16 protein-coding genes are annotated in these 15,412 nt (G+C 54.4%); 2 read left to right on the top strand and 14 right to left on the bottom strand.

Features of this window, described 5'->3' with window-relative positions; translation table 11 throughout:
• Positions 1-300: 300 nt before the first annotated feature.
• Complete coding sequence (locus ACQ4N8_RS27135) at positions 301-1,179, bottom strand: nucleotidyltransferase-like protein (RefSeq protein WP_430707486.1); 879 nt, start codon at positions 1,177-1,179, stop codon at positions 301-303.
• Between the two features lie 146 nt (positions 1,180-1,325).
• On the opposite strand from ACQ4N8_RS27135, the gene ACQ4N8_RS27130 reads away from it, so the two are divergent.
• Entirely contained in the window at positions 1,326-1,706 is a 381-nt protein-coding gene (locus ACQ4N8_RS27130) for a YgzB family protein (RefSeq protein WP_430707485.1), read from the top strand.
• A gap of 68 nt (positions 1,707-1,774) precedes the next feature.
• Here the strand turns inward: ACQ4N8_RS27130 and ACQ4N8_RS27125 are convergent, their stop codons facing one another.
• The 12 genes from ACQ4N8_RS27125 to ACQ4N8_RS27070 all read right to left on the bottom strand — a co-directional run bounded on the left by ACQ4N8_RS27125 (position 1,775) and on the right by ACQ4N8_RS27070 (position 13,543).
• Entirely contained in the window at positions 1,775-3,505 is a 1,731-nt protein-coding gene (locus ACQ4N8_RS27125; protein WP_430707484.1) for a glycosyl hydrolase family 18 protein, read from the bottom strand.
• Positions 3,506-3,645: 140 nt separating this feature from the next.
• A complete protein-coding gene (locus tag ACQ4N8_RS27120; protein WP_430707483.1) occupies positions 3,646-4,074 on the bottom strand; it encodes a Fur family transcriptional regulator in 429 nt (142 codons plus the stop codon).
• 146 nt (positions 4,075-4,220) lie between these two features.
• Positions 4,221-6,044, bottom strand: coding sequence for a DUF4097 family beta strand repeat-containing protein (locus tag ACQ4N8_RS27115; RefSeq protein WP_430707482.1), 1,824 nt, complete (start codon positions 6,042-6,044; stop codon positions 4,221-4,223).
• Positions 6,045-6,222: 178 nt separating this feature from the next.
• Positions 6,223-6,681, bottom strand: coding sequence for a GNAT family N-acetyltransferase (locus ACQ4N8_RS27110; RefSeq protein ID WP_430707481.1), 459 nt, complete (start codon positions 6,679-6,681; stop codon positions 6,223-6,225).
• A 68-nt stretch (positions 6,682-6,749) separates the two neighbouring features.
• The gene (gatB, locus tag ACQ4N8_RS27105) at positions 6,750-8,189 is read right to left on the bottom strand and encodes an Asp-tRNA(Asn)/Glu-tRNA(Gln) amidotransferase subunit GatB (RefSeq protein ID WP_430707480.1); all 1,440 of its coding nucleotides are present in this window, start codon (positions 8,187-8,189) and stop codon (positions 6,750-6,752) included.
• 45 nt (positions 8,190-8,234) lie between these two features.
• Entirely contained in the window at positions 8,235-9,689 is a 1,455-nt protein-coding gene (gene gatA, locus ACQ4N8_RS27100; RefSeq protein WP_430707479.1) for an Asp-tRNA(Asn)/Glu-tRNA(Gln) amidotransferase subunit GatA, read from the bottom strand.
• Between the two features lie 62 nt (positions 9,690-9,751).
• Positions 9,752-10,039 carry an Asp-tRNA(Asn)/Glu-tRNA(Gln) amidotransferase subunit GatC gene (gene gatC / locus ACQ4N8_RS27095; RefSeq protein ID WP_430707478.1) on the bottom strand — a complete coding sequence of 96 codons (288 nt, stop codon included), beginning with the start codon at positions 10,037-10,039 and terminating at the stop codon, positions 9,752-9,754.
• Positions 10,040-10,581: 542 nt separating this feature from the next.
• Positions 10,582-10,866 (bottom strand): hypothetical protein, encoded by a 285-nt coding sequence (locus ACQ4N8_RS27090; RefSeq protein WP_430707477.1) that lies wholly within the window; start codon positions 10,864-10,866, stop codon positions 10,582-10,584.
• 88 nt (positions 10,867-10,954) lie between these two features.
• Positions 10,955-11,338, bottom strand: coding sequence for an ATPase (locus ACQ4N8_RS27085; RefSeq protein ID WP_430707476.1), 384 nt, complete (start codon positions 11,336-11,338; stop codon positions 10,955-10,957).
• A 392-nt stretch (positions 11,339-11,730) separates the two neighbouring features.
• The gene (locus ACQ4N8_RS27080) at positions 11,731-12,357 is read right to left on the bottom strand and encodes an MBL fold metallo-hydrolase (protein ID WP_430707475.1); all 627 of its coding nucleotides are present in this window, start codon (positions 12,355-12,357) and stop codon (positions 11,731-11,733) included.
• A gap of 5 nt (positions 12,358-12,362) precedes the next feature.
• Positions 12,363-12,929 carry a thioredoxin family protein gene (locus tag ACQ4N8_RS27075; RefSeq protein ID WP_430707474.1) on the bottom strand — a complete coding sequence of 189 codons (567 nt, stop codon included), beginning with the start codon at positions 12,927-12,929 and terminating at the stop codon, positions 12,363-12,365.
• Positions 12,930-12,931: 2 nt separating this feature from the next.
• Positions 12,932-13,543: a DedA family protein gene (locus ACQ4N8_RS27070; protein WP_430707473.1), complete on the bottom strand. Its 612-nt coding sequence runs from the start codon at positions 13,541-13,543 to the stop codon at positions 12,932-12,934.
• A 171-nt stretch (positions 13,544-13,714) separates the two neighbouring features.
• Here ACQ4N8_RS27070 and ACQ4N8_RS27065 point away from each other — a divergent pair, with 171 nt between their 5' ends.
• Positions 13,715-14,026, top strand: a complete 312-nt coding sequence (locus tag ACQ4N8_RS27065) for a dehydrogenase (protein ID WP_430707472.1) — start codon at positions 13,715-13,717, stop codon at positions 14,024-14,026.
• A 77-nt stretch (positions 14,027-14,103) separates the two neighbouring features.
• Here the strand turns inward: ACQ4N8_RS27065 and ACQ4N8_RS27060 are convergent.
• Positions 14,104-15,412, bottom strand: a 1,309-nt coding sequence (locus tag ACQ4N8_RS27060) for an O-antigen ligase family protein (RefSeq protein WP_430707471.1), incomplete at its 5' end; no start/stop codon positions are given.

The following is a 15,412-nucleotide window of genomic DNA, read 5'->3' as shown; positions in this document are numbered from 1 at the left end:
TGCTCATTTAGAAAAACTGACGAGAATTTCTTCTCATTTTCATACTCACTCGTTGTTCAGTTTTCAAAGATCAAACTATCGTTTTCGTCGCTTTGTTTTGTTTCAGCAGCGACCTTTATAATATATCATGTTTGCCTCATTTAAGTCAAGAAGTTTTTTTCGAAGCATTTCTTCATACCGTCGATTCCATGCTCCGGAACTTCTGTGCCTTTTTAGGGGCGAGATATAATTTAACACAGATTTGCTGTGGGAGTCAACCAGTTTATTGCAAGAATAATCTGGTAATGAGACAACTCTTGATTAGACGCGATAACGGAGCTCCCGGCCCTCTCCGTTTCCATCCTTGTGCCCCTTGGGTATCTCCTGCGCCAGCGAACGGTACACCAATTTGCGCAGCACCAACGGAAGCTCGTCCTTCACATGATCCAATTCGGGAACCAGAACCAGCTCTTGAATGCTCCAGGCTTCTTTGCGGCTGCCCAATACCCTTAGCAGCAACGCGCAGCAGCCCGCCATTTTGCTGGTTAAAGTAAATTCGCAAGCCAATAATACCAATTGAATGCGCTGCTCCAACGTTTCCGAATTATCCGTAAGCTCATCAAACAACTTATAAACGACCGAATTCAAAGGGCGAACCTGCTCCCAAACGCTGCTTTCCGGCAAAATCCCCTGCTCGATCAGCTCGATGCGGGCATAATGCTTCAGGGCCTGCAGGACGCAATAATAGGCATCCAGCAAATCTTTTTCCGCGGTATAACGCTTGGCCTCGACGTAAACCTTAAGGAATCTCGCGAACTCCATAAGTTTCCGCCGCTCCTTCATCGGATCTCCGAATTCATTGATATAGGAACGAAAAGCCGCCAGCTTCCCGTCAACGTCCCAAATCAGTTCTCCACGCAAAAAATATTCGACCAATTCGCGATGATCCCCAGCTATGATCCAACTTTCGATATCCTTGCTGTTCACATGCAACAGCTGGTAATGAGTTTCGCCGCTCATGCAATGCTCGATTCGCAATCCAGCTTGCTCGGAACCATGGTGAACGACCAAAATCAGAAATTCGAAGTCATGCAGCAACGAGTCGTGAAAGCTGCCATTGGCATGGCGATATCCGATTGCCCCGATGGCTTGACGGCCAGCCTTCTCTTCGTCCATGATAGAAAAAATGGTTGGTTCCACGATATCCTCCCAGCTTGGCGTATTCCTGCCGATTCGTTATAATATAGTTCTACGCCTAGTAAGAGTTTCCTTCTTGTTTTTAAGCGCCCATGGAAAAAGTCGTTGGCGCTTGCCCTATGAATACATGAAGAATCGAGGTTTGCCCAATGTTCTTTAAATCGAGCAAAATCAATGAATTCCGCCTGTGGGGATTGCTGCTGACCATGTTCGGCATGGGACTTATGATTCTGGGCACCGCGGGGATCGTGTTCTGGGGACAATCGGGCAAAGTCGCGGCTGCGATCGGACTTGCCATCGGATTGATCGCGATGCTGGCCAGCTTGGCCGTTTATTTCTGGGCAGGCATGCTGTCGACCTCGGCCGTGCAGCTGGAATGTCCGGAATGCCATAAGCTGACCAAAATGCTTGGCAAGACGGACCGATGCATGTTCTGCAAAACGATCCTGACCCTGGATCCGGCGAAAGCGACCACGACGGCCGATCAATTGGAGCATCAGCAATCGGCCGGCATCTCAACAAAGAGCTAAGAAGTAAAGCAGGAATCATGAAAAGAAGCGGACCGCTATGGGGCGGCCCGCTTCTTCTGCATTCCAAACTATTTGCTTATTTGCTGCAGCGTTTCCCAAGCTTCCATGGAAGCAAAGCTCCGATTCCAGGACGCAATGCCTGCGAGTTGTAGCGTTTGGGCCAGCTCGACCCGGCGCTTCAAAGAATCCGTATCCTCCAGCCAAATGCGATGGAGGCCTTCTTGGTCGGTGTACTCCACGTAGTTTTGCCCCGTTTCTTCGGACAAGCGCGGCTTCAGCTTCTTCTCCGCGATGATTTCCCGGGCCTTCTCCATGCCGATCGCTTTCGAATTTACCTCCGTTTTGCCCTCTTTCTCGGTTTCGGTCCACACCCGGGTGTATAGCGGAATCCCCAGGATCAATTGGTTCGGAGCAACGCCGTCTTCCTCAAGGATCCGTGTCACCGAGGAGCGCACCCAAGGGAGCGAGGCCACGGATCCGGATACCGGACTGGCCGCCCAGTGTTCGTCATAAGCCATCAAGATCAAATAGTCCACGACTTCGCCCAGCGCTTTGCGATCGAGAAAAGCCGACCACATCTCGCTGTTCGATTTCGGAGTCACGTCAATCGACACGACAAGTCCTTGCTCCTCGGCCAAAGGCCGCAGCTCGCGCATGAACTGAGTGAGATTCTCCCCGTCCTTGGTGTATACATTCTCATAGTCGATATTGATCCCATCCAGATCGAATAGCTTGGCGTAATGAAGCATCTGCAAGATCGTATTTAATCGGTTCTCGAAACTCGCCAGCGCTTTCGAGGTCAGATCCGGCTCAAAGCTGTTGCTGAACAAGCCCCAGACCTGCATCCCCTGGCCGTGTGCCCATTTGACATAAGCGCTGTCCGCTTTGCTTTGCACGTTGCCCTCGCCGTCGACCAGGGAAAACCAGGTAGGACTCACGACGTTAACCCCCGGCAATTTCCCGATGGCCGATGGCTTCGGCGCTACTTGATAGACGGCTTCCCAAATCATATTGACCGTTTTGGACTCCCATTTCTTCTTGCCGGAGGACAACTCCTGCTTAAGCGCAGGCACGCTCCGTTTCTCGCCAACCACGACGTTCTTCTGTTGGACATACCCGGCATATCCGTTGTCCAGTTGGACATAATACCACTCGTCGGCGACCTGTAAAATCCGCAGCGCGGTATCCGGAGCCATGTCGACCAGAATCGGTTGATGAATGCTGGGTCCGGTGCGCAGCGGAACGGTGGCGTCTTTTTTCCGGGAAGCGTTTTGGACCGCGGCGGTTTGCACGCTCTCCCCCGCCTTGGCAAGCAGAATGGCACCGGATGCGGCATCCTCTTGAACCTCGGTTCCGTACAGTTCCGTCAGCAAATGCGCAGGCAAATAGAGGATGCCCTCTTTTTCCTCCGGCGCAAACCGCAGCTTCATCGGCTTATTGTTAATTTTGGCGATTTTCTCATCCGTCTTTAGGAATACCAGCTTTCGCGGCGTCGTCAGAATGACCGATTTAGTGGCCTCCTCATATCGGATCGTCGGATCGATGACCGACTGAATGACCGGAAGCGGAAGCTTCAGGCTGTCGCCTGCGCCCACGCCCTTCCCGTCCATCAGCTCCCCGCCCATAAAAATAGGCTTATCCACCTTGCCCAGCCATTCCGGACTGACATGTTCCCGGTTCGGCAACCATACCGTCGATGCCCAATATAAACCTGCTATAATAAGGATCAGTCCGAAAAACCATTTCGTTTTGCTTCGGGTGCGCCTTTTTCGTCGATAGGTGCTTCTTCTGCTTTTCAATGATATACCTCCGTAAATAGAATCTCCGTCTATTAATAATAAACTATCCGGAGCATGCAAAAGTTAGCTTTCAAAAAATAAAAACGTGAAGAACTCCCGAAGGAATCCCACACGTTGTCTTAAACCCGCAGGTCAATGCTTTAATGTTCTACCCGGCAATCGCTGCAGATCCCATGCAGTTCCAACCGATGTCCCCGAATTTCGAATCCGGTCATTTCTTCCGCCTTGCGTTCCACGTCATCCAAAGAAGGGTACATAAAATCCTTGATTTTCCCGCATCGCTCGCAGATCACGTGATAATGGTTGGACACATCGGCATCAAATCGGCTCGAATTGTCTCCGTATGTCAATTCCCGGACCATCCCGGCTTCAAGCAGCATTTTCAGGTTGTTGTATACCGTAGCCACGCTCATGTTCGGAAAGCGGGGTTCCAAGGACCGGTATATCTCGTCCGCGGTCGGATGGCTCATCGATTCCATGAGATACGTAAGAATGGCGTGACGCTGCGGCGTAATGCGGACACCGTTGTTTTTCAATTGGTCCAAAGCATGCTGTACGCGCGTTGTCAATATGTCCACCGCCCTTTAATAAGCTCATTCCTAAGAAATAGTAATACTAAATAATGCTCGTAAAATTATTGTACGTTTAGGTTAAAACTTTTGTCAACGCAGTATAAACGCACCCTGCCCCGGAAAAAGCCCCATTTTACAGGTGTTCAGCTTTTATTCACATATAAGTTGCTGTTCCCGTCGACCTTTAGTCGATGCTCGCCGTAGCCCCGCGTTCCATGAATTTCCTTGTTCTCCACCACGAAAGGCAGCTCCGTGAAAATATCGCCGTACCCGCTGGACCCATCCAGCGTGTAATCGCCGATCTCCGGCAGATCCAGGCGCAATTCCCCGACCGCGCTGTATACGTCCCAATCGCCCCCGACCATTCGCGAGGAAACGTGGACCTTTCCGTTCAACGACTCGGCCTTCAGCTCGGACGGCACGCCGTCCACGCGGATATTCCCGTTTTTCGTAGCGAGCTCGATGCCGGCCTGCGCATCCGTAAGGGAAATATCGCCAACCAGCGTAGATAACACGGCTTTGCCGGTTACCCCTCTACCTTTAACATTACCGCCTTGCGTATCGACATGCGCTTCCCCGAAGATCCGGTACAGCTCCACGTCGCCGTTCAAGGTTTTGGCCGAGACGTCTCCGATCACGTCCCACAGCCGCAAATCCCCGTTCCCCGTCTGCAGCTTCACTTGTTTCATCGCCTGAACCCCGGTTAAGGCAATCCCGCCGCTGGAGGTCGTAATATCCAGATCCAAAAAGCGGTTTTCCGGCACGATGACAGTTAGGTTCACACGGGGGTGGCGCCGTCCCGTCTCTCCGTACGCCTTATCTTTAACCGACAACGCCAACGTCTTGCCTTCGTTTGCCTCCACGGATGTAACCGACGCGATCCGCCGGGCCTCCTCCGTGCCAAGTTGATCGACCCATACAGTGTAACGGACGATCACGTTTTCGATTTCCGCCTTGCGGACCTCGATATTCCCGTTCATGCCGTCGATGACGATCCGTTCGGTGTTCAGATCGATCGGAATGTCTTGCTGAGGCTTCTCGACGCGATAGCCTTCCTCCGCGCTGTATTCCGCCCCTGCCGCCGTTAAATCGAGGCTCACCCGATTCCATAGATGCATGTAATGCTCCTGCTGGGTAACGACAAATACGGAAAAAGCCATGAACAGGGACAGCAGCAAGCCTCTGACGTCCACGCGCAGCCGTTTCCCGGGACGAGGCGTTTTTTTAAGATTCCATAACAATACCAAAATATGCTCGATGCCCCAAAAAACGAACACCAACGGCCACCATTTTAGCATGAGCAGCATGTCTTCCCTTCCCGAAACCTCATCAAGCAGCAACAGCGCCCCGACGACCAACAATAACGCCGCCGCCGTAAGCCGCCCCGTGCGGAAAAAGCGGCGTTTTCCTTCGCGAAGGATCAACGACAGCGCCCCGGCGGCCAACCCCCCCGCAACCAAATAGGCACCGTAGGATTGTATCAGCTCCTGTAGCCATACCGGCTTCTGCTGGAAAACAAACAGAAGGGACCCGCCGCCGATCAATAAAGCGCTGGCCTTCATCCCCTGCTTTAACCCCGAACCGGAGGAGGGATCCTGCTTATCCGGAGAGGCTGCTTCGGTGTCAAGCTCCCTTTTTAGCCGCGCATTCAGCAAGTCGGTTGATTGAAGCACATCGTATACGCTATAGAAATACGCAGCGGGGATCAGCAATCCGAGCAAAATCAGCAACGGAACGTTGATCGCCGTACGCACCGAAGAAAAGAAAATCAGGGCGGACGCATCGATCAATACGAAATAAACGATGGCGATACCACGCAAAAACAAGCGCAAGTACAAATGGCCCAAACCGGGGAACAACGCAGACAGCAAGCAGGCTATCACCTTCCGCTTGCGCCGCCTCGGCTTGAAGCCCTTGGTCCGCGCCCGCGCAGGCGACGGCTTCAGCGGTACCCTTTCCGGCGCCATCTCCCCACCCCTTTCTATGTTTGGCTTCTATTTCTGCGAGAGATCACCGTTATCTATTAATAATAACCGAATTTGACTTCGTCTGTAACGTGGAATGAACTGGACCCGGCCAGGAACATGCGGAAGAACAAAAAAACACGCTCCCGACAACGTCAGTCCAGAGCGTGCATCTGCTATTTTATCTTTCCAGCCGAAACAGCGTCAACTCTACGCCCGCGGCGGAGTTAACCGTTTTGACCGGTCGAAAGCGATATCGGCGGTATAAAGCGACCGCGGGAGCATTCAGCGAGCTGGCCGTTACGGTAAACGCACCGAAGTTCGGGTTAGAGGCAAGGACGTGCTGCAGCAGCGAAGACCCGATCCCCCGACGCAGCCAGGCAGGATGAACCATGAGACGGGTGATTTCCAAGGTCCCGGGGAGCTCTTGGCGGACGCCGATGGCTCCCCGCAGGTCGCCGTCCTCCGACACCTCTCCGTAAAATTCATCCCCGCTGCTGCGAATCGAATCGAACGTGTCAGGCAACGGCGGATATTCGGTCAAGCCTACCGCCTCGGCCTCCAGCCGGTACGCCGTATGCTGTAAGCTCCAAATCTGTTCGACGATCTCGGAATCCTCCAGTTGCAAACTCAAGATCACCGGCTTCTCCCCCCTTGGCCTCCGGTTAACCGGAAGCTGCGCCGTATATCGGCGATATTCCTGCCAAGTTAACCCTTAAGCACATCCACCAGGAGCTTGTTTACAAGTCCAGGGTTCGCTTTGCCTTTGCTTTGCTTCATCACTTGTCCGACCAGGAAACCGATGGCCTTCTCCTTGCCGGCTTTGTAATCCTCGACGGAAGCCGGGTTGTTCGCGACGACCTCCTTCACGATTGCCAGAATCGCGCCTTCGTCGCTGATTTGCACGAGCCCCTGTTCCTCGACGATTTGCTGCGGCAGCTTGCCGCTTTGCAGCATTTCCTTGAAGACGGTTTTGGCGATTTTGGAGCTGATCGTGCCTTTTTCCAGCAATCCGATCATTTCCCCAAGCCCTTGGCCGGTCAGCTTCACATCGGCCAGCTCCAGCGAGTTGCTGTTCAAATAGCCGAGCAGATCACCCATGATCCAGTTCGCTACCGCTTTGGCGTCCTTCGTGTAAGCCAGGCTGCTCTCGAACAAATCCGCAAGCGCCTTGGACGACGTAATAACGCCGGCATCGTATTCCGGCAGTCCGAATTCCGACGCATAGCGGGCCTTGCGGGCATCCGGCAGCTCCGGAATCGAAGCCCGGATCCGATCCTTCCACGCTTGATCGATATGCAGCGTCACCAGATCCGGATCCGGGAAGTAGCGGTAATCATGCGCTTCTTCCTTGCCGCGCATCGAGAACGTCTTGCCCTGGGTTTCGTCCCAGCGGCGCGTCTCCTGCACGACTTCTCCGCCGTCATCCAGGATTTCCGCCTGGCGGACCTGCTCATACTCCAATCCGCGCACCACGCCGCGGAACGAGTTCATGTTCTTCAGCTCGGCACGGATGCCGAACTCCTTCCGGCCCTGCGGCCGCAAGCTGATGTTGGCGTCGCAGCGCATCGAGCCTTCCTCCATTTTCACGTCGGAAACCTCGCAATACAGCATGATCGCCCGCAGCTTCTCCAGATAAGCCCGCGCTTCCTCCGGCGAGGAGATGTCCGGTTCGGACACGATCTCCACGAGCGGCGTACCGACGCGGTTGAAGTCGACGAGCGAAGCGAACCCGCCGTCGACATGCGTGAGCTTGCCGGCGTCCTCTTCCAGATGCAGACGGGTGATGCCGATCCGTTTCGTCAGCCCGTCCACCTCGATATCGATGTATCCGTTCAAACCGATCGGCTGATCGTATTGGGAAATCTGGTACGCTTTCGGCGAATCCGGGTAAAAGTAGTTCTTCCGGTCGAATTTGCTGACGTCGCCGATTTCGCAATTCAGCGCCATCGCCGCCTTCATGGCGTAGTCGACGGCCTGGCGGTTCAGCACGGGCAATACCCCGGGATGCCCCAGACAAACCGGACAGGTATGCGTATTGGGCGGGGCGCCGAATTCGGTGGAGCAGCCGCAGAAAATTTTCGTTTTCGTATGCAGCTCCACATGCACCTCCAGCCCGATCACCGTTTCATATTTGGATGTTGACATGGCCTATCCTCCTGCAAACTTTAGATTGATACTATAGTTCCGCCCTTACAAGGCGGGACGCTGCTTATGGTGATCCGTGTGCGCCTCAAAAGCATGGGCCACGCGTAAAATCGTGCTTTCGTCAAACGCCTTTCCGATGATCTGCAACCCGACCGGCAAACCGTCTGCAAAACCGCAAGGAACGCTCAAAGCCGGGACCCCCGCCAAGCTGACCGGAATCGTCAAAATATCGTTCAAATACATCGTCAGCGGATCATCGACCTGCGAACCCAGAGCGAACGCGGTAGTTGGCGCCGTCGGCCCGATAATGACGTCGTATTTGGCAAAGGTCTGGTCAAAATCCTGCTTGATCAACGTTCTTACCTTCTGCGCCTTCAAATAATAGGCATCGTAATAACCCGAGCTAAGCGCATAGGTGCCAAGCATGATCCGTCGTTTCACTTCCGGTCCGAACCCCTGGCTGCGCGAATCGTAGTACAGGTCGAGCAAGCTGCCGGCATGATCGGCGCGGACGCCGTAACGAACGCCGTCAAACCGCGACAGGTTGGACGACGCCTCCGAGGATGCCAGCAAATAATAAGCGGCTACCGCGTATTCGGTATGAGGCAGGGAAACCTCTTCCCACACCGCGCCCAAGCTTTCGAGCACGCGCAGCGCGTCCAGAACGGAAGCTTTGACCTGCGGATCGACGCCGTCCAAATACTCTTTCGGCACGGCGATTCGCAGTCCGGCAATGTCCCCGGTCAGGGCGCTCAAATAATCCGGCACCTCGACATTCGCCGAGGTGGAATCCTTCGGATCGTGGCCGGCGATGGCCTGCAAGACGTAGGCGGCGTCCTCGACGTTTTTGGTGATCGGCCCGATCTGGTCGAGCGAGGAGGCAAAGGCTACGAGGCCGTAACGGGACACCCGGCCGTACGTCGGCTTCAGCCCGACCACGCCGCAATAAGAGGCCGGCTGGCGAATCGATCCGCCCGTGTCGGAGCCCAGCGTGAAGAACGCCTCGCCCGCAGCGACCGCCGCCGCGGAGCCGCCGCTTGAGCCGCCCGGCACCCGGCTTAAATCCCACGGGTTGCGCACGGGATGAAAGCTGGAGTTCTCGTTGGAGCCGCCCATGGCGAACTCGTCCATGTTCAGCTTGCCGATCGTGACCGTTTCCGCTTCTTTCAGCTTGGCAACAGCCGTAGCGTTATAAATCGGATCGTAGTTTCTCAGGAACTGGCTGCCGCACGTCGTGAGCAAGCCTTCCGTCACCATGTTGTCCTTGATGCCGACCGGCAGTCCGAACAATAGTCCGCGCGGCTCGCCGCTAGCCAGCTTGTCGTCAAGACGGGAGGCTTCAGCCCGAGCCCCCTCTTCGTTCAGCGCCAAATAAGCGCCGATCTTCCCGTCGTATTCCCGAATTTTGGCGAAGGCTTCGCCGACCAAATCGGAGACGGACAGCTCCTTGTTGTGGAGCTGATTATGTATTTCCTGCAATCGCAAATCAAAAAGCGCCAAACCCGCTTCCTCCTTCATTTGTCACATTCCAAGTCGATACGTCGTAACCCGCAGCTCCGCCTCTATTCGAGTACGGCCGGAACTTTAAATTGCCCGTCTTCTTCATCCGGCGCGTTAAGGAACACTTTCTCCGGCGGCAGGCTTTCCTTCACTTCATCCTCGCGCATGACGTTGCTCAGGTGCAGCACATGCGTCGTCGGCGCGATGTCATCCGTATTCAGCTCGTTCAGTTTCTCCGCATATTGTAAAATCGCGTTCAATTGTTCCGTGAACATTTCCCGCTCATCGTCGGTCAAGTGCAAGCGGGCCAGCTTGGCCACATGTTCTACATCCTTCGTCTGGATACTCACTTTGATGCCCTCCTTTAATGATGCGTACAAACCCTATTCGTCCATTCTATCATGCCCGTACAATTGATTAAAATTATATTGTAGATTACTGCGCAATTCAATCCGTTAAAGCGAAACATGGAGACAGGGGATATACACCGTGCTATCATCGGGTAGGGGAGCTTCCAACACCACATGAGTGAGGTGGCCGCTTCCGGATTTGATTTCCGGAAAAAATTTTTAAACGAAATTTCGTACAAACCGGCCTTTTTTCGGTCCATGGCCGGCTAACTTGCACGACTTTTCGCATAAACTCCCTCATTTACTTGCGCTGCTGTCCTCTTTTGTACGATAAATCGTATAAAATCATTCAATTCGCATAAAACGGCCGGTACTTGTACGATTATTCGTACAACACATAGTCGCACGCATGATCGTATTTGCTGAAGAAACCAGCCCTTGAGCAAAAAACGGAAAATGGCGATACAGGGATCACTCCCACGCATCGCCATGCCGCAGCTAAATCAAGATGATAAGTTTACGTTACCACACCTACTCCATATTCACTCTACCTTTTTAAAATACTTAATTTCTATCAGTTTGGGACGCTCGATCATGCTGGATTTATATCTAACAAAATAATAAGAATCTTTATCTAGTTTATCTATCGCTTTATTAAAATAAATTTCCGTAATTCTTCCCCCCAAGTTATGAACGACGATGCTGTGATCCTTAACTTCCATAATTTCAACTAACTCCGCGGTTTTAGTAGTGCTTTGAAGATAGACTAATAAAGCCAAAAAAATCAAAATAAAAATATAACCTCTCCATTTTCGTAAAAACGCCATGATCCCCCTCCTTATGATGAATGGATGATAGTTCATGGAATGGTCGTGCATCCACGAATAAAAGCCACTCTTTCGAGTGGCTTTTATCTTATATCCATGCCCGCAGATTCACCTGTTTGATGAATTCGGCTTGGGACATAACTTCCTTTGTTGGTTCCTGTTGCTCGTTTGCCTCGCTGCCGTCGCCGTTCATAATTTGCCGGAACAGCTTCTCATTGTGCGTAGCCAGCGCGTAATCGATCAAGGCATCCTGCGTCGTACGCTCCACTTCCAGCTCGATCAGCCGTTCTTCCGATTCTATATCGCTCTGCGGAACGAAATAATTCCGCCCCGTCTTCGGAGACCGGATGACATAGTCAAAAGCATTATCCGGATTGCGGTCGTAAGCAATTACGTAGCCATATTCCCCAACAGGAAGATTCTGCTCAAAAGCATCTCCGACGATAACAATTTTCTCTCCTAAATGCAGCATCGTCTACCTCCCTGATATTTTTGGTTATTGATCCCTCAAAGCTTGCTTTGCTTTATATAATCCTACTAAAAGTGAAGGAGATTGGTCAAGGCATTTCACCGGATACGAAAAGTAAAACCGGGTGCGCTCCTTCAGGATTGCCGACAAGCACGCTCGGATTATATTCAGGTTATGCAAAACGGCCGCGCCGCGTCCATCCCTCTTAAATAAACGACAAATGTCGTACCCCTCCGCCGCCCGCTTTCCACGGACAAAAAAGAACGCAAACCGGGATCAATCCACAGCTTGCGTGCTTCGCAAAGGTTACAATGATTTAATAAGTACATCCTACCAAAGGCATGCACTTTTGTCCACTATTTTTGTGCTTTTTCGTGGATTTTGTTGTAATTCCGCTAAGAGACGTACGGGTTGTTGGCCCGCTCATAGCCGATGGCCGTTCTCGGACCATGTCCCGGATACACCTTCACTTCGTCCGCCAGCCGGTACAGCTTGCCCCGGATCGAGTTATAGAGATCCGCCTCGCGGCCACCCGGCAAATCCGTACGTCCCACGCCCAAGCGGAACAACACATCTCCCGAGAACAGGTCATTCCCGCACAGGAAGCTAACGCTGCCCGGCGAGTGCCCCGGCGTATGATAAACGGTGAACTCATGCCCGATCAAACGGAGCTTCTGACCCTCGGCCAGGTCGAATTCAGCCGGGTCGGTAGAAATGGGTGGTCCTACCTCCGGCCACATCAGCGAGCCGTTCAGCTTCGGAGTCGTCAGCCAATCGCTTTCGATCGGGTGAACATAAACCGGACATTTCTTCAGCTTACGTATATCGTCGACGCCGCCGATATGGTCGAAATGGGCATGGGTCAGCAATATCGCTTCAATGTCCAACCCTTCAATTTTACGCAACAGCGGCCCCGGATTCATGCCGGGGTCGATGATGACCGCCCGGCCCTCGTCTTCCCCTCGCAGCAGATAAGCGTTCGTTTGCAAGGGACCCAGGGAGAAAGTTTCGATTTTCAACATGTTGTTTATAGCCCGGAGATCAACGCGCGCAGTTCGGATACGACCGACTCGTTCACTCCGCCTCCTTCTTCGTATTTCTCGGCCATTTGCCGGCGAACGACGGCGATGTTCGCTTCGTAATCCGCCGCTTCGCGGTCCGGGTTGTCCTGCTTGAACCGGATCATCAGCTCCTGCACGTGCCGGGGCCGCGGCCCCCATTGGCCCAGGACCTCTCCGTCCGAATTCGCGAATATCACCACAGGCACCGATCTGCCGCCCATCGTCAGAAAATGGTCCATCACGTCCTGGTGCTGCTCCAATATAAGTACTTCCGTGTGGATGCCGCCAGCCTCGAGCGCACGGAACACGACCGGCACGCTGCGAACCACGTCGCCGCACCAATCCGCGGCCAGGATCAGAACCCGTAGATCATCGCGGGATCGCAGACCTTCAAAAAAAAGACGATCCGCCTCGGCATGCCAAGCAAAAGCGGCATAGCCCTCCCGAAAGGCTTCCTGATTCTTCTGCATACCGTCCATAAACTCCCGGGGAGCCATGCCTTGATCGAACTTATGCGCAAGATTTACGGTCATGGTTAACTATCTCCTTTTTTCCGGTTTCCAAAGGTTTTGACGATCAGATACACGATCAGCAGCGCCAACGCGCCGAGCAGGATCGGCATGATATAAGGCCCTGCTTTCTCATCGACATTCTGCCACTGTTCGCCCAGCAGCGTGCCCAGATAGACGAAAAGAATCGACCATGGAATGACCGCCAGCGTGGTGAGTGTCAGAAACTTGCCGACGGGCATTTTCGCGATGCCGGCCGGTATGGATATCGCATGCCGCGCCACCGGGATAAACCGTGCGGTAAAGATCACCCCTGGCCCGTATTTCAGAAACCAGGCTTCGGAAACGTCGATATGTTTTTTTTGAATCAAAATGTACTTGCCGTACTTTTCCAAAATCGGTCTGCCGCCGTATCGGCCGATCCAGTAAATGAACAACTGGGCGATGACGCCGCCGACCGTGCCGAAAAATACCGCTCCGACGAAATTGATATGTCCCTGATGAACGAGGTACCCCCCGTAAGCAAGCACGATTTCGCTAGGGATGACCTCAATCATTAAGCCGAGCATGATGCCGAAATAACCCAATTGCTGAACCCATTCCAATAATACGCCTACAACATTCGATATCCAATCCACAGCTTCTTCCTCTTTCCCGATAGCTTCCAGCTTTATTGAAATTGCAAATATATCCCTTTGATCAAAGTCTATTCTATCATAGCCGGGGACATGCATTCTACTTAAGTCCATGCACGGTGACTCCGGCCAAAGCGGACGCATATGTTGGGAGAAAAGGAGGCGATTCAGGCTATGGGAAACTTCCCTTCAAAACATCAGACGGCACTCCCCAACCCGCGCAAAATCCGCCGCAGTTGCAGCAAAGAGTTGTACCGCACGGTCAAGAGGTTAGGCGTTTACCTTCCGGAGGATCTGATCAAGCAAGGAGAAGCGTTGTATTACAAAAAGGTGATCGGCAACCTGATGTGGATCGGCGAAAATATCAGCAACCGCAAGGTGCTTGCGGACTGGTGGGACGAGGCGGTTAGCCCTGAGCTGGCCGAACTGTGGAAGGTCGACCGCGAAACGTTGTCTTCGGCCTTCCGTTCGGCGTTTGGGGGATAGATCGGGAAGAAACCCGTTTTCGGGGCCGGGGAACTGGGCTGAGTCGTCTCGACCCGATGGCAAAACAGGCGTGCCGGTTACGGCTTTTCCGCCGCGCCTGTCACGGGATGTGCCATCCGGTTTAACCCCTTCCCGAGCTCCAAGGCCTCGGCGGTGAGGCGAAAACGACGGTCGTTTCGCCGCACGGGAGTTTCGTTGACCGCATCGGCCAATTCCGCGTAACCGGCATACATGCCGGCACCGGCCAGCGCGACCAGTTGGGCTTCCTGCGGGCGACCTCCGGCCTGCAAGCTTTGCGAGAGCTGCAGCACATGACGCATCGCTGCCGCATGCTTGGCCCGGTCGAACCGATCCAGCTCCAGCGCCCGCCGGAAGGCAGGCACGGCCTCGGGGTTTCCCGCCCGGGCCAAGGCGCTGCCAAGAGCCAGCCATAATTCCGCGTCGGCCGGTTCATAATCGAGGCCGGAGAGCAGCAGCGGGACGGCTTGCCGAGACTCGGACCGGGTAGCGAGCGCGATGCGGGCGGAGGTACGGTCGGGGCTTATCTTCAGCGCGCGCTGAAGCAGCGTAGCCGCATCCTGCTTCCGGCCGGCGCCCCGCCGCGTCGAGGCGCCCTCGCAGGCGGCAGCGGAATTGGCCGCTGTAACGGCGTTTACGGCCGAGGACCCTGACGGATGAAGGGCCAACGCCCTTTGGTACATGCTCAGGCTCGCCGACTGACGGAACCCGACGGCGCTTAGGGCCAGCAGCAGGAAAGCGGACAAACCGCAAAATGCCGGACGCAGCGTTCTTGTGAAGGGCGACCGGCTCGCAGGCGAGCGGCCCCTCCGCGGGCGAGGATCTGCATTTGATTCGGCCGAAGCGTCTGCGCTCGCGGACCGAGCCTCTCCTCCGGCGATGGCGGCCATCCATAGGAGCAGCAGCCAAAACAGGCCGTAGCTCATATCAAAATCTACGGCAGCATGAAGCAGCAGGGCGAGGCAGGACGGAAGCATCGCACTGCGGCGCCGGAGCATGGGGATGGCCAAGACCCCCAGCCAGAGCAGTACCAGGGCGAGGCCGAAGAGGCCCAGATCCAGCGCCAGGTCCAAGTACCCGCTATGCACCTCGCTGCCGACGTAAGGATGGCTTTGGACGTGGCGGAACGCCTGGCGCCAGGTATCTCCGCCTTGGCCAAGCCATGGCGACCGCCGGAGCAGCCGCACGGCATCGCCGTACATCGCCGCGCGGGCGGACCACGTTTCCGGGCGGAACAGCCGCCCGAGGAAACCGGCGGCCGCCAGCTGCGCCGCGAGCAGCAGCGCCGCACCATGGCTACTACGTTCAGGCCAGCGACCGGGTCCAAGCGGTCGTCCACGCCGTCGGCCGGGCAAACTACAAAACCAC

Source organism: Paenibacillus macerans (assembly GCF_050565405.1).
GTDB classification, from domain to species: Bacteria; Bacillota; Bacilli; order Paenibacillales; family Paenibacillaceae; genus Fontibacillus; species Fontibacillus macerans_B.
This window is presented reverse-complemented; position numbering and strand designations above follow the sequence as displayed.